This window comes from Coprococcus sp. RTP21204st1_G4_RTP21204_210225, assembly GCF_040915385.1.
Classification (GTDB): Bacteria; Bacillota; Clostridia; order Lachnospirales; family Lachnospiraceae; genus Allocoprococcus; species Allocoprococcus comes.
In genome coordinates, this window is record NZ_JBCPDP010000001.1 from 83756 (window position 1) to 102867 (window position 19112).

Annotated in this window: 12 protein-coding genes and 1 other annotated feature (1 of these 13 cut by a window edge); all 12 genes read right to left on the reverse strand. The window is 42.4% G+C overall.

Annotated elements, in window-relative coordinates:
• Positions 1 to 106: 106 nt before the first annotated feature.
• The 12 genes from AB5213_RS00470 to rplJ all read right to left on the reverse strand — a co-directional run bounded on the left by AB5213_RS00470 (position 107) and on the right by rplJ (position 19015).
• Positions 107 to 1879, reverse strand: coding sequence for an LCP family protein (locus AB5213_RS00470; protein ID WP_147574828.1), 1773 nt, complete (start codon positions 1877 to 1879; stop codon positions 107 to 109).
• Between the two features lie 273 nt (positions 1880 to 2152).
• Positions 2153 to 3127 carry an ABC transporter ATP-binding protein gene (locus AB5213_RS00475; protein WP_008373513.1) on the reverse strand — a complete coding sequence of 325 codons (975 nt, stop codon included), beginning with the start codon at positions 3125 to 3127 and terminating at the stop codon, positions 2153 to 2155.
• Position 3128: 1 nt separating this feature from the next.
• Positions 3129 to 4151, reverse strand: coding sequence for an ABC transporter ATP-binding protein (locus AB5213_RS00480; RefSeq protein ID WP_055155422.1), 1023 nt, complete (start codon positions 4149 to 4151; stop codon positions 3129 to 3131).
• 15 nt (positions 4152 to 4166) lie between these two features.
• Positions 4167 to 5090 carry an ABC transporter permease gene (locus AB5213_RS00485; RefSeq protein ID WP_008373509.1) on the reverse strand — a complete coding sequence of 308 codons (924 nt, stop codon included), beginning with the start codon at positions 5088 to 5090 and terminating at the stop codon, positions 4167 to 4169.
• Positions 5091 to 5100: 10 nt separating this feature from the next.
• Positions 5101 to 6027 (reverse strand): ABC transporter permease, encoded by a 927-nt coding sequence (locus tag AB5213_RS00490; protein ID WP_022219960.1) that lies wholly within the window; start codon positions 6025 to 6027, stop codon positions 5101 to 5103.
• A gap of 173 nt (positions 6028 to 6200) precedes the next feature.
• Entirely contained in the window at positions 6201 to 7847 is a 1647-nt protein-coding gene (locus AB5213_RS00495; protein WP_368276197.1) for a peptide ABC transporter substrate-binding protein, read from the reverse strand.
• A gap of 22 nt (positions 7848 to 7869) precedes the next feature.
• Positions 7870 to 8943 carry a Xaa-Pro peptidase family protein gene (locus AB5213_RS00500; protein ID WP_195412773.1) on the reverse strand — a complete coding sequence of 358 codons (1074 nt, stop codon included), beginning with the start codon at positions 8941 to 8943 and terminating at the stop codon, positions 7870 to 7872.
• Between the two features lie 396 nt (positions 8944 to 9339).
• Positions 9340 to 9924, reverse strand: a complete 585-nt coding sequence (locus AB5213_RS00505) for a helix-turn-helix domain-containing protein (RefSeq protein ID WP_368276198.1) — start codon at positions 9922 to 9924, stop codon at positions 9340 to 9342.
• Positions 9925 to 10111: 187 nt separating this feature from the next.
• Positions 10112 to 13804 carry a DNA-directed RNA polymerase subunit beta' gene (gene rpoC / locus AB5213_RS00510; protein ID WP_044999120.1) on the reverse strand — a complete coding sequence of 1231 codons (3693 nt, stop codon included), beginning with the start codon at positions 13802 to 13804 and terminating at the stop codon, positions 10112 to 10114.
• Positions 13805 to 13817: 13 nt separating this feature from the next.
• The gene (locus AB5213_RS00515) at positions 13818 to 17687 is read right to left on the reverse strand and encodes a DNA-directed RNA polymerase subunit beta (RefSeq protein WP_117824610.1); all 3870 of its coding nucleotides are present in this window, start codon (positions 17685 to 17687) and stop codon (positions 13818 to 13820) included.
• A 347-nt stretch (positions 17688 to 18034) separates the two neighbouring features.
• Positions 18035 to 18409 carry a 50S ribosomal protein L7/L12 gene (gene rplL, locus AB5213_RS00520; protein ID WP_022220337.1) on the reverse strand — a complete coding sequence of 125 codons (375 nt, stop codon included), beginning with the start codon at positions 18407 to 18409 and terminating at the stop codon, positions 18035 to 18037.
• An 81-nt stretch (positions 18410 to 18490) separates the two neighbouring features.
• Positions 18491 to 19015: a 50S ribosomal protein L10 gene (gene rplJ / locus AB5213_RS00525; RefSeq protein WP_055247518.1), complete on the reverse strand. Its 525-nt coding sequence runs from the start codon at positions 19013 to 19015 to the stop codon at positions 18491 to 18493.
• A gap of 75 nt (positions 19016 to 19090) precedes the next feature.
• Positions 19091 to 19112, reverse strand: a sequence feature (ribosomal protein L10 leader region) (it continues 115 nt past the right edge of the window).

Below are 19112 nucleotides of genomic sequence, written 5' to 3' on the forward strand. Positions count from 1 at the left end.
AGTGCATCGTTTTTCGCACGCTTGTTTATTGTAGTATATTGCAAAAAAAAAGTCAAGGTATTCTGAAAAATATTTTCCAAATCATACCTTGACTTTTTCTTCATTTTTATTCTGTACTTACGGATCCTTCGATTATTTCTCCGTCTTTTACTTTTTTGATCAATCCAATGATCTCAGCCACTGAATTTTCATCCGGATACGTTACATAAAGCTCTTCATCTCCTGAAGAATAGCAGATATCTGTTCCCCCGGTTCCATCCGCTGCCACGGAATAAATATTCCATTTTGCATTGGTTCTGAGCTGAGTCTTGATCAGCGACTGGATCTGGCTGGAAGTAAAGTTCGTATCCACACCATCGCTGACGCTTTCAATAATATCGCTTGCCCCACGGAGCATTGCCGGTGACATCATCTTTTTAATGATTGCAGTGATAACTGCCTGCTGATGGACTCCTCTTCCGTTGTCCCCGTCTGGCAGTGCCTGACGTTCACGGCAAAAAGCAAGTGCACTAATGCCATCAAAATGATTCATTCCTTCATTTACATGAATCTCTGCACCCGACTCCCATCCTGTATCAAATTCGAGATCTGATTCAACATCCAGTCCGCCAAGTGCATCAACCACACTGGTCATAGATGTAAAATTAACTCTTCCGAAAAATTCGATATCTGTATCATAAAGTTCTTCCAGCGTCTGCATAGACACATCCACACCATAGATTCCTGCATGTGTCAGTTTGTCGTCCTGTCCTCCGGATACTCCCGGGATTGGTACATAATAATCTCTAGGGGTCGTAATCAGTAATACCTGATGGCTCGTCGGATTGACAACCGCTACGATATTGACATCGCTTCGTCCCTGTTCTGTGATATCACCATTTGTATCAATACCACTCAAATAAACCGCAAATGGCTTTGTAACGCTTTCATCAGATGTATCGCTTTCAATTTCAACAACAATATTGTGCTTATAAATAACCTTTGTATCCTTTGTAAAGGTTGAATACTGTTCCTTGATAATATTACTGTAAGCTGAGTTGTAGATAATCGCATCTACTTCTCCGTCATATAATGCCTGTGCTTCTTCTCCCAGATTACTGTATTCCTGAAGAGTAATGTTCTGTCCCAGTTCCTTTTCAATCTGTTTGACTGCCGACTTCGTCTGGTCTCCACCAGTCGCATACTGAACACCAAATGTATATCCGGCTGCTGCTGATAAAGTATCTGCATTATCATCCGCCTTTACCGCAACTACCATGGAACTTGTTTTCTTATTGCTTCCGGTAATCTTCTGGAATGCATTATTTACTTTTCCTATATAGAAAGAACCCACTCCCAGAATGATGCAGATCAGTATACAGAATATCTTTCCGCCAATTCCTTTTCCTTTTGCCGCTATCTGTGTCAGCAAGGTAATTCCAAGCAGGATCAGCAGCACTCCGATCAGTACCAGGAAATAAGTAGAAGTAAGTACATTGAACAGCATCACATTCACTGCAAGTACTACAGACAGGATAAACTGGATAATTGCAAGTATAATTCCAATCGTTCTGCTTACCCGATTTTTCTTTCTTCCTCTGCGCCGTTTATTTTTACGATTCTTATTATTCTCCGGGTCAGACATCTTTCTTATATTCTGATAGTCTTCTTCCGGTCTTCTTTTCTTCTTATCATTCGAAGATGATTTCTTTTTCGGTCGTTCTCTGTAGTAATCTTCCTCATCATCATAATATCGGGCAGATCTTCGGTCTTCTTCATAAGCATACCGGTTCTTCCCCTTAGCCCGTCTGCTTACTTCTCTGCTGTTATTGATACTTCGCATATTTCTATTAGAAGTTCCATCAGACGATCTTCTCCTTGCTGATTTTCTCTGTTCCATATACACTCACTTTCATTTGTTACATAACTATTACACGATATGACGCTTTAATTACAATTACATCTCTATATAATATCGTTTTTACCTTATATTGTCAATGTTTTCGTGTCAATCCGTATTTTGTGATTCTGCACAATTTTTCTGAAAATTTTTTAATCCGCCAAGGCATATAGTGTTTTTTCACAGAAAGTTCCATCGGAATTTCTCATAAAACAAAAAGAAAACGAAGAACTCTTCTTAAGTCCTTCGCCTTCTTTATTATATTACTACTTTTTATTTATCTTCTACAAGATGGCATGCCACCTTATGTCCAGGAGCAATCTCTTTCATCTGCGGCATTTCCTTAAAGCAACGTTCTGTCGCATGCTGACATCTCTCAGCAAAACGACAGCAGTTCTTCGGATTGATCGGGCTTGGGATCTCACCCTTGATCGGAATACGCTGGTTCGCTTTTGCTTTATTCGGATCTGCTTCCGGGATTGCAGAAAGCAGTGCCTGTGTATATGGATGCATCGGATGAGCATAAAGTTCATCTGTCTCAGCAGTCTCGACCATTGTTCCGAGGTACATAACAACTACACGGTCAGAAATATATTTTACGACACTAAGGTCATGCGCGATAAACAGGTAAGTCAGTCCTCTTTCTTCCTGCAGTTCTTTCAGCATATTGATAACCTGTGCCTGGATAGACACATCAAGAGCTGAAATCGGCTCATCACAGATGATGAATTCCGGATCAACAGAAAGAGCACGTGCGATACCGATACGCTGTCTCTGTCCACCTGAGAATTCGTGTGGGAAACGTGACATATGATCTTTATTAAGACCAACTGTAGCAAGCAGCTGCTCTACTTTTGCATCTGCATCCTTTGTTGACATTCCATGTTGTTTCAGACCTTCTCCAACGATATCCTTAACAGTCATACGTGGGTTCAGTGATGAATACGGGTTCTGGAAAATCATCTGTACCTTCTTACAGAATTCTTTCTGCTCTGCATGATTGTATTTGAAAATATCTTTTCCATCATAATATACATTTCCCGAAGTCGGATTGTATAACTTGATCATGGTACGTCCTGTTGTAGATTTACCACAGCCGGACTCACCTACCAGGCTGACTGTCTCACCTTTATAAATATCAAATGTAAGATCATCAACCGCTTTTAAGGTTTCTTTACGGCTGATTTCAAAATATTTACATAAGTTTTTCACCTGTACGAGAGGCTGTTTTTTTTCTGTATTTTCCATTTTACACCTCTCCTTTCTCAGTTACTTTTCTTCTCATGTCTGTATCCGGTGCATATTCATGCTGCAGCCAGCAACAGGTTTCATGTTCTTTTGAAAGCTCATAAGTCTGTGGCGGCATATCTTTACAGATTTCCATGCAGTATTCACATCTTGCTGCGAACGGACATCCTTTCGGAGGTGCAAACAGATCCGGAGGTGTTCCTTCGATTGGCTGCAATTTGTGGCCTTTTGCTGTATCCAGTTTGGCAATTGAATGCATAAGTCCTTTTGTGTAAGGATGTGCTGTATCATAGAAAATCTCATCTACAGATCCACGTTCTACGATCTTTCCTCCATACATAACCAGTACACGGTCGCAAAGCTTTGCGATAACACCAAGGTCATGTGTGATCAGGATAATAGATGTCCCAAGTGTTTTCTGAAGATTTTTCAGTACATCAAGAATCTGCGCTTCAATTGTAACATCCAAAGAAGTAGTCGGCTCATCGGCAATAACGATGCTCGGGCTTCCTACCAGAGCGATCGCGATCATAACACGCTGTTTCATACCACCTGAAAGTTCATGTGGATACTGTTTGTAACGGCGTTCTCCATCAGAGATACCTACCATTTTAAGGATTTCAAGTGCTTTTGCTTTTTTCTCAGCTGCACTCATACCTTTTCTTCCGACGAATACTTCTTCAATCTGTTTTCCGATACGCATTGTCGGGTTCAATGAGGTCATAGGATCCTGAAAAATATAACTGATCTCTTTTCCACGGAACTGACGAAGTTCTTTTTTGTTCATTTTCAGAACATCTTTTCCTTTATAAAGAATCTCTCCGCCTTCAAAGAATCCAGGCGGTTCCGGATTCAGTCTCATCAGGCACTGAGAGGTAACACTCTTTCCACATCCGGATTCTCCAACTATACCAAGAATTTCTCCCGGACGGACTTCAAAGCTGACATCACGAACAGCTTTTACAACTCCACCGTATGTACGGAAAGAGAATTGCAGATTTTTTACTTCCAATAAATTTTCCATCTTCTATACTCCTTCCTACTCGGTTCCTCTAAGTTTCGGGTCAAATGCATCACGAAGTCCATCACCAAGAAGATTCAGCGCAAGCATTGTTGTACAAATCAGGAATGCCGGTACAAATACCTGGTACGGATGAATTCTCAGCTGTGCGATTCCGTCTTTTGCAAGTACACCCCAGCTGCAGTTCGGTGGTTTGATACCCAGACCGATATAGCTCAGGAATGCCTCCTGGAAAATAGCCCCCGGAATAGCCATTGTCAGGTTTGTAATGATAAGTCCCATGATATTCGGTAAAATATGTTTTACAATGATTACGATATCCGGCACACCAAGGATCTTGGCTGCAGATACGAAATCAGATTCTCTCAGTTTTAATACTTCACCACGAACGAAACGACATCCACCGATCCATCCGACGCAACACATAGCAAGAATCAAACAGTGTACACCGTTACCAACAACTACCATAAGAAGAATGGTAACGATCAGACTTGGGATTCCGTATAATACGTCAACAACACGCTGGATAACCATATCGATCTTGCCACCGTAGAATCCTGAGATACCACCCATGATAGATCCAACGATTGCATTGATGATGCTGGCTGCAAAACCAATTGTCAGAGATACTCTCGCACCAGACCATGCACGAACCCAGAGATCACGTCCAAGAGAGTCTGTTCCAAACCAATGTGCTTTTGAAAAGCTCTGGTTCATCTCTGCCACACTCTGTGTTGCAATGTCATATTTGCTGAACATTGGAACAAAGATCGCCATAAGTACATAAAGTCCAATCAGGCACAATGAGAAGAATGCAATCTTATTCTTGCGGATTCGTCTCCATGCATCCTGCCAGTAACCAATATTCGGACGGGAAATAGACTCCATTGTCTTTGTATTTTTTCCTACAACTTTAAACTGTTCTTTTGTAATTTCTGCCATTTCTCGTCACCTACCTTTTTTTACCACTCAGACGGATTCTCGGATCTACAATACCGTATAAGATATCTACAATCAGGATTGATACGATCAGGAATGCTCCGTAGAAGATCGTCATACCAAGAACCAGTGTATAATCTGCCATGTTAATACTGTCTACATAATGTTTTCCCATTCCAGGGATTGCGAAAAGGGCTTCGATTACGAATGTTCCTGTTAATACAGATGCAACTGTCGGTCCCATAATGGTAATGATCGGTGTGATCGCATTACGGATCTGATGTTTAACTGTAATTCGGAAATCCGATAAACCTTTCGCACGTGCTGTCTTTGTATAATCTGAAGATACAACTTCCAGCATACTGGAACGCATCAGACGGGAAATGGATGCCAGTGTATAGAATCCAACCGCGATTGACGGTAAAATTGTGTGCTTAAAGCTTGTGTACTGCGCAACCGGAAGAATCTGCCATTTGATTCCGAAGAAATACTGAAGTACAGATCCCATGATGAAGTCAGGAATCGATGTACCAATGATCGCAATCAAAATACAGACGAAGTCCAGTTTCTTTCCTCGATTCAGTGCTGCTACAATTCCAAGGATCAGTCCGAAGAACAGTGCAAAGCACAGTGAACGGATTCCCAGGTCTGCTGAGTATGGGAATGAGTCAGCAATAATACGGTTAACTGTCTGACTTTCATACTTCATAGAATACCCCAGATCACCATGAAGCACATTCTTCATATAAGTTATATACTGCTCTGCAAGCGGTTTATCCAAACCATAGTAAGCTTCCAGATTCGCTTTGATCTCCGGTGTCATCTTGTCACTTGAGAACGGATCTCCCGGCATCAGACGAACCAGGACGAATACAACACTTGTAAGTACCAAAAGTGTTACGATGGCTAATGCAACTCGTTTAGCTATATATTTTGCCATTCTTTTGTCTCCCTTCATTTTTCTTTATTTGATAGCTTTGATTATTTCACATACTTCCTATTGGCTGATACATACCAAATCTACCCCTCGAAATAATCAAAACCCTCAAATAAGCAGCCGGTGCGGACCAGTAAGTCCGCGCCGACCGCAAGGTATGTTACCATCCAACTGTATTATTCGCTGATGTCTGCATATACCAGATCGAAGTCATATCCAACAAAGTATACATTGAAGTTAGAAATCTTCGGATTGATCAGATACTGGTCTCTACGTAACTGAAGCGGTACAAGAGCGGAATCTTCTTCAAGGAAGATCTTTTCTGCCTGGAACAGCATATCCTGTCTTGTCTTAGCATCTGTCTCTGTCTGAGAATCTTTAAGAAGCTTGTCGTATTCAGCGTTCGCATATCCAGAGTGGTTATACTGACCATCGCTGATCCACAGTTCCAGATAAGAGTATGCGTCAGAGTAGTCCGGAACCCATCCTGTTACTACCATATCGTAATCTTTTTCAGTTTCCATCTGAAGTCTCTGTTTGTAAGTTACCTGGTTAATTTCTACTGTAATACCAAGGTTCTTCTGATACTGTTCCTGAAGAACTTCAGCCTGCTTCTTAGCACCATCTGTATCAGTTGTAAGAAGAGTAATCTTGATGTCTGCCGGATTAGAAACGCCCATTTCTTTCATTGCTGCATCCAGATATTCTTTTGCTTTATCATTATCATTTTCTGCCGGGAATGGTGTATATGGATAAGCTTCTCCGTATGTCTGGTCATCTGCCGCCTGCACGTTTGGAAGTACAAGTCTCTGTGCAACGTCATATACGTCATTGTTAACCAGCTTGTTGTATTCTGTTCTGTTGATTGCATAGTTCAAAGCAAATCTCAGGTTCTTGTTAGCAAGCGGTCTGTCTTCTGACATGTTGAGCATGATGTAATCATCTGCACCTGTATAGTAGAATTCAGTATTTTCTGTATACTGATCTGTCATTTCAGTAGGTACAACTGTGATATCAACTTCGCCCTGTTCCCACATAGCAACCGCTGTCTTAGCATCTGCAACTGTCTTTACGCAGATTTCATCAAGCTTGATGCTATCTGCATCCCAGTAATTTTCATTCTTAGAAAGGATCATTTCATCGCCGTGTTTCCACTCTGTCATCTTGAACGGTCCGTTATAAACAGATTTTTCCGGATCAGCTGCATATTCTTTTCCGTATTTTTCTACATAATCTTTTCTTGCAGGACCGAATGTTGCCATAGCAGCCATACTAAGGAAGTATGTAGCCGGATGTGCAAGTTCGATAACAACTGTCTTGTCATCTGGTGCAGATACGCCAAGTTCATCGACAGGCACAGAACCGCTATTTACTTCTGCACCGTTTTTGAGGATATATCCGATGAATGCGTAATCGCTTGCCATTTCTGGATCCATAAGTCTCTGGATACCATAAACATAATCGCCTGCTTTTACATCTTCTCCGTCAGACCATTTCAGTCCATCACGAAGGTGGAATGTGTAAGTAAGTCCGTCATCTGAAATATCCCAGCTTTCAGCTGCATCTGGTTTGATTTCGCCTTCCACGTTACGTGTCAGCATCGCATAGGTGCAGATTTCTGCTGTTGCACATGAGATAGAGTTACTGTTCTGTGGATCCATAGAAGGAAGGTCTTCACGAAGTGTGTAAGTAATTCTCTTCTTTCCTGATGAAGCACTGCTATCATCTTTCTTGGAATCTTTGGATCCCGGTGTACCACAGCCAGCAAACAGTGTTACTGTCATTGCTGTAGCAAGTAAAGCTGCTAATAATTTCTTTTTCATAAATGTTGTCCTCCTTTTTCATTTATAATTCTATTAGCTCATGTGTAGCACTGATCAGGTTTTCATATCCGTCTTTTGTGATGATGCCCTGATCCTCAAGTCTGACACCACCCCAACCCGGAATATAAAGTCCTGGTTCTACTGTCATTATGCTGTTCTCCTGTAAGATATTCTCACAGTTCAGTCCGATATTCGGAAGTTCATGGACGAACAGCCCAACTCCATGACCGATTCCTGTATAATTATACGGAAGGTATTCTGTATCTTTGATTGCTTCAAGTGAAGCTTCATAGCAGGAAGTCCCTGTCACACCGGCTCTTACAGATGCTTCTGTATCTTCTGTCATGCGACGGCAGAGATCATACACTTCTCTCTGTTTGGCGTCTGCCTTGCCGACAACTACTGTTCTTGTCATATCTGAAAGATAGCCTTTGTACTGGCATCCATAATCCATCAATACGAAATCTCCGTATTCGATTGGCTTACTGTCCGGAATCCCGTGAAGCAGAGAGCTCTTTGCTCCTGAAATAACGATTCCACCGTACGGTTTGGTATCTGCACCTTCCATTACCATGTAATGTGCAAGTCTGGATGCGATTTCTTTTTCTGTCACACCCGGACGGATGTCTTTTATAATTTTTTCAAATGCTCTGGATGCGATATCGCAGGCAACGGTAAGGTTCTTGATCTCTTCCGGCGTCTTGATCGCGCGGAAGCCTTCGATTACGTTCAGCGTCGGAACCATCTCAGCACTGAGTTCAGCCTGCATAGAGTTCCATTTTTCAAATGTCAGATGATCCTGTTCAAATCCAATTGTTTTAACTCCATCTTTGTCTGCGCAATATGCAACAGCTTTCCCCATGCTGTAGCCAAAATTGATTCGCCAGTTTACAAGTTCGTAATCCGGACATTCATAAGACGCCTGCTCTGTATATCTTGCATCAGTGATAAAATACTGATTCGCCTTTGTGATAAAAAGGAATGAGTCTTCCCCCGTAAATCCGCTGATACAACGTACATTCGCCGGCTTTGCAATATAAAACGCATCCAGTCTTTCTTTTTCCATGTACTCTCGCAATTGTATTAATCTGTCCATTTTTGTTCTCCTCTCATGTACTTTTGTTCTTCTGAGACGGTATATTTACCAGATATGTCCGCCCCTCTGCGACAATGTAATACTTTACTAGACCGCAGTCTAGTAGTGTAAACAAAAGAACGCCATGATTTGCATCATGACGTCCTTGTCTTCTTTCAAAGGTCATAGTTTCACGCTATGACGTCTATGTTTAATTATTAGATTGTCCGTATTGTATGTATAAAATCAGTCTTTATACACTTTCGTAAATAACACTGTCTTCAGAGTTGCGTGAATTTCGAAGAAACCCCGTTTTAACAGTTCAATTTTGTAAATTCACTTAGATGAATATTTATTCATATGTGTAATTTTCCTTATTATAGAACCATACTCTAAGATTGTCAAGAGGAATGCTATTTATTTCACAATTTTATTTTCATTCCTTTCAAACCGTCTTGGTACATCTCGGTGATATACCCATATACTGACACAAGGTTCTTTTCCGGGATTGGAAATACTATGACGCTCTCTGCTCTTTATATATACACTGTCTCCCGGATGTAAACTGCAAATTTTTCCTTCCACCTCTACATTCAGAGTTCCTTTTATCACCATACACATTTCCGAAAAGACATGACGATATTCTTCTTTTTTCGCAGATTCTCCCGGTTCAATCGTAATATATTCAAAAATCGATTCTCCCTGACCAAAGTCTGCAACCTCAACCGTCATATTTTCTTCCGGATAAAGATGCTTACTCATTTCTTCTCTGTGTATAACCGCCTTTCCCGGCATTTCCCCTTCCAGTGCATACTGTATATCAATATCCAGTGCTTCACAAATTCGCGCAAGACTGTCCACATTCGGAGATGTCTTATTCTGTTCCAGCATACTCAGATAGCCCGCTGAAAGTCCTGTATATTCTCCCAAAACCCGGATTGTCATCATTTTCTTTTTTCTGCATTCTCTGATCCGTTCACCAATATGAGCTAAATCCAGCATATCACACCCCCTGATTTTCGATTGATTATTTATATGCTACTGTATTTTTTCATATTTTGCAACCCTTTATTTTTGTAAAGTGTTAAAGAATCGGAATTATTTTTCAAATATTTTTGTTTTTCATGTCTTTAAAGCAAGAAAAGCAGACACGCCATTCAACGTATCTGCCTCTCTTAGCATATAAAGCCTATTCTTCAACTGTAACTGTTTCGTCAGCATTTTCTTCGGTTTCAACAGTTTCTGCTGTCTCTGCCGATACTTCAGACTCAGTATCATCATCCATATCAAAATCATCAAAACTGATTTCGTCGTCCATATCCATACCAAGACCTGTATCAAGTTTAACGTCACGGTATTTTCTCATACCTGTTCCTGCCGGAATCAGTTTACCGATAATGACGTTCTCTTTCAGACCGATCAGGTGGTCAACCTTACCTTTGATAGCAGCCTCAGTCAGAACCTTGGTTGTCTCCTGGAAGGATGCAGCTGACAGGAAGGAATCTGTTGCCAGGGATGCCTTGGTAATACCAAGCATGATCTGTTCTCCTGTTGCAGGTTCTTTACCTTCTGTTACCATCTGTTCATTTACATCGTTGAACTCAAGGACATCCACCATTGTTCCCGGAAGGAATTCAGTATCCCCTCTTTCTTCGATGCGGATCTTCTTCAGCATCTGACGAACGATAACTTCGATATGCTTATCATTGATTTCTACACCCTGCAGACGGTATACTCTCTGTACTTCCTGAAGCATGTAGTCCTGTGCAGCACGAAGACCTTTGATCTTAAGAAGGTCATGTGGGTTCACGCTACCTTCTGTAAGCTCGTCACCGGCTTCCAGAACAGCTCCATCCTGTACTTTAATACGTGATCCATAAGGAATCAGATAAGTCTTTGTCTCACCTGTCTGCTGATTGGTAACGATGATTTCACGCTTCTTCTTTGTATCGTTCAGGTTTGCAACACCTGCGATTTCTGTGATGATAGCAAGACCTTTCGGCTTTCTTGCTTCAAAAAGTTCTTCGACACGAGGAAGACCCTGTGTGATATCTCCACCGGCTACACCACCACTATGGAAAGTACGCATGGTCAGCTGTGTACCAGGTTCACCGATTGACTGAGCTGCGATAATACCGACAGCTTCACCAACCTGTACCGGTTCACCTGTTGCCATATTGGCACCATAACATTTCGCACAGATACCAATGTGTGATTTACAGGTCAGGATTGTACGGACTTTCACTTTCTTAAGCGGTGAATTTCCATTTTCATCCACACCATATTTCATAATCTTTTCTGCACGTTTTGGTGTGATCATGTGGTTTGCCTTTACAAGAACATTGCCATCTTTGTCACAGATTGTATAGCATGAATATCTTCCTGTAATACGTTCCTGAAGACTTTCGATTTCTTCATTTCCATCCATAAATGCATGCAGATACATTCCCGGAATTTCGGCATCTTTGCTTACACAGTCAACTTCACGGATGATCAGATCCTGTGATACGTCAACAAGACGTCTTGTCAGGTATCCTGAATCGGCTGTACGAAGGGCAGTATCTGACATACCTTTTCGAGCTCCATGCGCAGACATGAAGTATTCCAGTACGTCCAGACCTTCACGGAAGTTTGACTTGATTGGCAGTTCGATCGTATGACCGGTTGTATCCGCCATAAGTCCACGCATACCTGCAAGCTGTTTGATCTGTTTGTCAGATCCACGGGCTCCGGAATCTGCCATCATGAAGATATTGTTGTATTTATCAAGTCCTGTAAGAAGGGCTTCTGTAAGCTCATCATCTGTTTCTTTCCAGGTTTCTACAACCTCTTTGTAACGCTCTTCTTCTGTAATAAGACCACGCTTGAAGTTACGTGTGATCTTATCAACTGTTGACTGTGCTCTTGCGATCAGTTCCGGTTTCTGTGGCGGTACAGTCATATCTGAAATAGATACAGTCATAGCTGCTCTTGTAGAGAGCTTGTATCCCATTGATTTTACATGGTCAAGTACTTCAGCTGTAGCTGACGCACCATGTGTGTTAATAACTTTTTCAAGAATCTGTTTCAGCTGTTTCTTTCCTACATGGAAATCCACTTCAAGAACCAGTTCATTTCCTTCTTTTTCACGATCAACAAAACCAAGATCCTGCGGAATGATTTCGTTGAAGATGAAACGTCCAAGTGTAGACTCTACTGTACCGGTCTTCTTTGTTCCATCCGGCATCGTCTTTGTCACACGTACTTTGATTCTTGAGTGAAGAGTTACAACTCCGTTTTCATAAGCAAGAATTGCTTCATTCACACTCTTGAATACTTTTCCTTCTCCCTTGGCTCCCGGTCTTTCCTGCGTCAGATAGTAGATACCAAGAACCATATCCTGTGAAGGAACAGCTACCGGACCACCATCAGACGGTTTCAGAAGGTTGTTTGGTGAAAGCAGAAGGAAACGGCACTCAGCCTGAGCTTCTACAGAAAGCGGAAGATGAACCGCCATCTGGTCACCATCGAAATCGGCATTGAATGCGGTACATACCAGTGGATGAAGCTTAATTGCTTTACCTTCTACCAGAATCGGTTCAAATGCCTGGATACCAAGACGGTGAAGTGTAGGAGCACGGTTCAGCATAACCGGATGCTCTTTGATTACATCTTCAAGCACATCCCATACTTCCGGCTGAAGACGCTCTACCATTTTCTTAGCATTCTTAATATTGTGAGCAGCTCCGCTCTCAACAAGTTCTTTCATAACAAACGGCTTGAACAGCTCGATTGCCATTTCTTTCGGAAGACCGCACTGATAAATCTTCAGTTCCGGTCCTACAACGATAACGGAACGTCCTGAGTAGTCAACACGTTTTCCGAGCAGGTTCTGACGGAAACGTCCTGATTTACCTTTCAGCATATCAGAAAGGGATTTCAGTGCTCTGTTTCCAGGACCTGTTACCGGACGTCCACGACGTCCATTGTCGATCAGAGCATCTACAGCTTCCTGCAGCATTCTCTTTTCGTTTCTAACGATAATGTCCGGAGCTCCCAGTTCAAGGAGTCTTCTCAGACGGTTATTTCTGTTGATAATTCTTCTGTACAGATCATTCAGGTCAGATGTTGCAAAACGTCCACCATCCAGCTGTACCATCGGACGCAGATCCGGCGGAATTACTGGGATTGCAGTCATGATCATCCATTCCGGTTTATTTCCTGATTCGCGGAAAGCTTCTACTACTTCAAGTCTCTTAACAATTCTTGCTCTCTTCTGTCCGGTAGCACCCTCAAGTCCTGCCTGCAGTTCAGCATAATCTTTTTCAAGATCGATCGCTTCAAGAAGTTCTTTGATCGCTTCTGCTCCCATTCCTACGCGGAAGCCATTGCCCCAGTTTTCTCTTGCTTCCTGGTATTCAGCTTCTGAAAGAACCTGCTTGTAAGAGAGATCTGTCTCTCCCTTATCAAGTACGATATAAGAAGCGAAATACAGTACTTTTTCCAGAGTTCTCGGTGAAAGATCCAGGATCAGTCCCATACGGCTCGGAATACCTTTGAAATACCAGATATGAGAAACCGGTGCTGCAAGTGCGATGTGACCCATACGTTCACGTCGCACAGTTGCCTTTGTTACTTCTACACCACAGCGATCGCATACAACACCTTTATAACGGATCTTTTTGTATTTACCACAGTGGCATTCCCAGTCTTTGCTAGGTCCAAAGATTTTCTCACAGAACAGACCGTCTCTTTCCGGCTTCAGTGTTCTGTAGTTGATTGTCTCCGGTTTTGTAACTTCACCTCTTGACCATTCCAGAATCTTTTCCGGAGATGCCAGACCTATTTTAATCGCATCAAATGAAATCGGTTGATACGTTGGTTCTTTTTTTGTTTCTGTCATTCTCGGCATCCTCCTATTCTAAATCCATGTCGTCATCAAAATCATCGTTCATATCGCCATCAAAATCGTCGAAGCTGTCATCTTCCTCCGGCTCATCATTTACATCAACCAGTTCTCCTTCTGAGAATTCCTGCTTGCTGTATCCGTGTTTACCGTAATCTTCATCGTTATTGTAGCGTCTGTCTCCTTCAATAATGTGATTCAGGTTTGTATCACCATAATCTACACTTTCCATGATCTGAACTTCTTCATTGTTCTCATCCAGGACACGTACATCCAGACCAAGTGACTGAAGTTCTTTAAGAAGTACCTTGAAGGATTCCGGAATTCCCGGTTCAGGAATATTTTCACCTTTGATGATTGCTTCGTATGTCTTCACACGGCCAACCACATCATCGGATTTAACTGTCAGGATTTCCTGCAGAGTATAAGATGCACCGTAAGCTTCCAGTGCCCAAACCTCCATCTCTCCGAAACGCTGTCCACCGAACTGTGCTTTACCACCAAGTGGCTGCTGTGTTACCAGTGAGTAAGGACCGGTTGAACGTGCATGGATCTTATCATCAACCAGGTGATGCAGTTTCAGATAATGCATGTGTCCGATTGTTACCGGGCTGTCGAAATATTCTCCGGTACGACCGTCTCTCAGTCTTACTTTACCGTCTCTTGAAAGCGGTACGCCTTTCCACAGTGCTCTGTGGTCTCTGTTCTCATACAGATAATCCATAACTTCCGGAAGAAGTTCTTCTTTATGTCTTGCTTCAAATTCTTCCCAGGACAGGTTAACATAATCGTTCGCCAGATCCAGGGTATCCATAATATCAACCTCGTTTGCACCATCGAATACTGGTGTTGCAATGTTGAATCCAAGTGCTTTGGCAGCCAGAGAAAGGTGGATCTCCAGTACCTGTCCGATATTCATACGTGACGGTACACCCAGTGGGTTCAGCACGATGTCAAGCGGACGTCCGTTCGGAAGGAACGGCATATCTTCTACAGGAAGTACACGGGAAACAACACCCTTGTTACCATGACGTCCGGCCATCTTATCACCTACAGAGATCTTTCTCTTCTGTGCGATGTAGATACGGACTGCCTGATTAACTCCCGGTGAAAGTTCATCCCCATTTTCTCTTGTAAATACTTTTGCATCTACAACGATACCGTATTCACCATGAGGTACTTTCAGAGAAGTATCTCTTACTTCACGAGCTTTTTCTCCAAAAATTGCACGAAGAAGTCTTTCCTCTGCTGTCAGTTCTGTCTCTCCCTTCGGAGTAACTTTGCCGACAAGAATATCTCCTGCACGAACCTCAGCACCGATACGGATAATACCTCTCTCATCCAGATCTTTCAGTGCATCATCTCCTACGCCCGGAATATCGCGTGTGATTTCTTCTGGTCCGAGCTTTGTATCACGGGCTTCTGCTTCATATTCTTCGATATGAACAGATGTATAAACATCATTCTGTACAAGACGTTCACTAAGAAGTACAGCATCCTCGTAGTTGTAACCTTCCCAGGTCATAAATCCGATCAACGGGTTCTTACCAAGAGCCATCTCACCATTGGAGGTAGAAGGTCCGTCTGCGATTACCTGTCCCTTTTCAACTCTTTCACCTTTAACAACGATCGGTCTCTGGTTATAGCAGTTGCTCTGGTTGCTTCGCAGGAATTTGGTCAGCTTGTAAGTCTTTTTCGTCTTGTCATCCTGTTTAATTGTGATTTCGGTAGATGTTGATCTTTCAACAATACCACCTTCTTCTGCAACGACACATACACCTGAGTCGACAGCAGATTTTACTTCCATACCTGTTCCGACTACCGGAGCTTCTGTAGTAAGAAGCGGTACGGCCTGACGCTGCATGTTGGACCCCATCAGCGCACGGTTCGCATCATCGTTCTGCAGGAACGGAATCAGTGCTGTAGCAACAGAGAATACCATCTTCGGAGATACGTCCATGTAATCAAACATTCTTTTCTCGTATTCCTGAGTCTCATCACGGTAACGACCAGATACATTCTTATGAATGAAATGTCCTTCCTCATCCAGAGGCTCATTCGCCTGTGCTACATGATAATTATCTTCTTCATCCGCAGTCATATATACTACCTCTTCGGTTACAACCGGATTCTGCGGATCTGTTTTGTCAATCTTACGGTACGGTGCTTCTATAAATCCGTACTCATTGATTCTTGCATAACATGCGAGAGAGTTGATCAGACCGATGTTCGGTCCTTCAGGTGTCTCGATCGGACACATTCTTCCGTAATGTGAGTAGTGAACGTCACGAACCTCGAATCCGGCACGGTCACGGGAAAGTCCACCAGGACCAAGTGCGGAAAGACGTCTCTTGTGAGTCAGCTCACCAAGCGGGTTATTCTGATCCATGAACTGTGACAGCTGTGACGATCCAAAGAACTCTTTAACAGCAGCAGTTACAGGCTTGATATTGATCAGTGACTGCGGAGAAATGCCCTCCAGATCCTGTGTTGTCATTCTTTCACGAACAACTCTTTCCAGTCTTGAAAGACCGATTCTGTACTGATTCTGGAGAAGTTCTCCAACCGCACGGATACGTCTGTTACCCAAGTGGTCAATATCATCATCTTTACCGATTCCATATTCAAGATGCATATTGTAATTGATAGACGCCATAATGTCTTCTTTTGTAATATGCTTCGGAATCAGTTCATGAATATTCTTATGAATTGCTTCTTTCAGCTCATCGATATCTCCGGCTGTCTCTTCCAGGAGTTCAGCAAGTACCGGATAGTATACCAGTTCAGTTACGCCAACTTCTTCCGGATCGATTCCACATACAGCTTTGAGATCTACCATCATATTAGAAAGTACTTTGATATTACGGTCACTTTCTTCTCTTGCGATCCACACATATGGAACAGCTGCATTCTGGATGGCATCTGCAAGTTCTCTGTCAACGACAGCTCCTGCTTCTGCAATTACTTCACCTGTCATCGGGCTTACTACGTCTTCAGCCAGCGTATGTCCTGTGATACGGTTCTTGAGCATAAGCTTCTTATTAAATTTATAACGTCCAACCTTTGCAAGGTCATAACGTCTCGGGTCAAAGAACATGCTGGTGATCAGACTTTCTGCACTGTCTACAGCAAGCGGTTCACCCGGACGGATCTTCTTATATAATTCGAGAAGACCTTCCTGATAGTTCTCTGAAGTATCCTTTGTGAAACTTGCGAGAATCTTTGGCTCTTCACCAAAAAGATCGATAATCTCAGCATTCGTTCCAATACCAAGTGCACGGATCAGGACTGTGATCGGCACCTTACGGGTTCTGTCCACACGGACATAGAAAACGTCATTGGAGTCCGTCTCATATTCAAGCCATGCACCCCTGTTCGGGATAACGGTGCAAGAGTATAATTCTTTACCAAGTTTATCATGCGCAATTCCATAATAAATACCAGGTGAACGCACCAGCTGGCTGACAATAACACGTTCCGCACCATTGATTACAAAGGTACCGGTTCTTGTCATAATCGGTAAATCACCCATAAAGATCTCATGTTCATTGATCTCATCTGTCTCTTTGTTGTGAAGTCTTACCTTCACTTTAAGCGGTGCAGCATAAGTAGCATCGCGTTCTTTACATTCCTCGATTGTGTACTTGGTTTCATCTGTGCACAATGTAAAGTCGACAAATTCCAGGCTCAGATGTCCGCTGTAATCGGTAATCGGAGAAATATCATCAAATACTTCTTTTAATCCTTCATCCAGGAACCATTTGTAAGAGTCGGTCTGAACTTCGATCAAATTAGGCATTTGGAGTACTTCTTTTTGCCGGGAATAGCTCATGCGCATACTTTTTCCGTTTGTGATGGGACGAATTCTGTTTTTCTCCATTTGACGTTTCACTCCTTATATGATAAATTTTCGGGTTATTTCCGCCTTATTCAGGGCGCACTTATGGCATACGTTTCCACAATAGCGCATTTTTTACTTTACCACAGGTTTTTCCCGATTGTCAAGTCTAACTTTTCAAAGAATTGTATTTTTATTGTATTTTATAATGTAAGTGGCAAAATTTACTTTCGGTCCCTTTGATACCAGATTGCTACGTGCTTTGCACTCTCGCAATCCTCCTCATCATTGTATGCATACCGCAAAAAAGTACAAAAAACCAAAAGAGCGTATCACTGCAGGAAATCCTGCGCGATACGCTCTTGTCATTCACAGTGTGATAACCAAAATTACTTAAGGTTAACTTCTGCTCCTTCAGCTTCAAGTTTTGTTTTGATTTCTTCAGCTTCAGCTTTAGAAACGCCTTCTTTAACTACCTTCGGTGCTCCGTCAACTAATTCTTTAGCTTCTTTAAGTCCAAGTCCTGTGATTTCACGAACAACTTTGATAACTTTAACTTTAGATGCTCCAGCAGAAACAAGTTCTACGTCGAACTCATCTTTTTCTTCTGCTGCTGCTCCACCTTCTGCAGCTGCTGCTACTACAACACCTGCTGCTGCGGATACACCAAATTCTTCTTCACATGCTTTAACTAAGTCATTTAATTCAAGTACAGATAATTCTTTGATAGCTTCAATAAATTCTGCTGTTGTTAATTTTGCCATTTTATTTTCCTCCATTTGATTTTAATGATTGGCTCTTTCGCCTCTTACTGTCCCCACACTCGGATGGGATTCCGGTACAGCTTACTCTGCTGCCGGTGCTTCTGCTTCAGCTTCTGCCGGAGCATCACCCTGTTCTGCGATCTGATTAAGAACACGAGCAAGGTTTGTAATAGGTGACTGTAAGCTTCCAAGTAATTTGGACAGCAGTACTTCTCTTGACGGAATCTTAGAAAGTTCCTGAATACCAGCTGCATCATATACTGAGCCTTCAACTACACCTGCTTTTACTTCAAGAGCTTCTGCTTTCTTAGCGAAATCGCAGATGATTCTTGCCGGTGCTGTTGCATCTTCTTTAGAAATTGCAATAGCGTTCGGTCCTTCCAGATATTCGTCAAGCTGTGCGAAATCTGTTCCTTCAAAAGCTCTCTTCATCATTGTGTTCTTGCAAACTTTGTAGATAACACCTGCTTCTCTCAGCTGTTTACGAAGTTCAGTATCCTGAGCTACTGTAAGTCCACAGTAGTTAACGATAACTGCTGACTGAGCATCTGTGAGATCTTCAACGATTGCCTGTACGATAGGTTGTTTTAATTCAACTTTTGCCACGAATGGTGCACCTCCTTGTAGTATTTTCAACTGCCAGAAAGTCTCGGTCCCAGCGGGGACTTTCATATCACGCAATCATGCGCTAAAAAACCTCCGC

What these genes read in the sequence shown, in the direction of transcription:
- AB5213_RS00470 (WP_147574828.1), bottom strand. Translation starts at nt 1,879, where the DNA reads ATGGAACAGAGAAAATCAGCAAGGAGAAGATCGTCTGATGGAACTTCT.
- AB5213_RS00475 (WP_008373513.1), bottom strand. Translation starts at nt 3,127, where the DNA reads ATGGAAAATACAGAAAAAAAACAGCCTCTCGTACAGGTGAAAAACTTA.
- AB5213_RS00480 (WP_055155422.1), bottom strand. Translation starts at nt 4,151, where the DNA reads ATGGAAAATTTATTGGAAGTAAAAAATCTGCAATTCTCTTTCCGTACA.
- AB5213_RS00485 (WP_008373509.1), bottom strand. Translation starts at nt 5,090, where the DNA reads ATGGCAGAAATTACAAAAGAACAGTTTAAAGTTGTAGGAAAAAATACA.
- AB5213_RS00490 (WP_022219960.1), bottom strand. Translation starts at nt 6,027, where the DNA reads ATGGCAAAATATATAGCTAAACGAGTTGCATTAGCCATCGTAACACTT.
- AB5213_RS00495 (WP_368276197.1), bottom strand. Translation starts at nt 7,847, where the DNA reads ATGAAAAAGAAATTATTAGCAGCTTTACTTGCTACAGCAATGACAGTA.
- AB5213_RS00500 (WP_195412773.1), bottom strand. Translation starts at nt 8,943, where the DNA reads ATGGACAGATTAATACAATTGCGAGAGTACATGGAAAAAGAAAGACTG.
- AB5213_RS00505 (WP_368276198.1), bottom strand. Translation starts at nt 9,924, where the DNA reads ATGCTGGATTTAGCTCATATTGGTGAACGGATCAGAGAATGCAGAAAA.
- rpoC (WP_044999120.1), bottom strand. Translation starts at nt 13,804, where the DNA reads ATGACAGAAACAAAAAAAGAACCAACGTATCAACCGATTTCATTTGAT.
- AB5213_RS00515 (WP_117824610.1), bottom strand. Translation starts at nt 17,687, where the DNA reads ATGGAGAAAAACAGAATTCGTCCCATCACAAACGGAAAAAGTATGCGC.
- rplL (WP_022220337.1), bottom strand. Translation starts at nt 18,409, where the DNA reads ATGGCAAAATTAACAACAGCAGAATTTATTGAAGCTATCAAAGAATTA.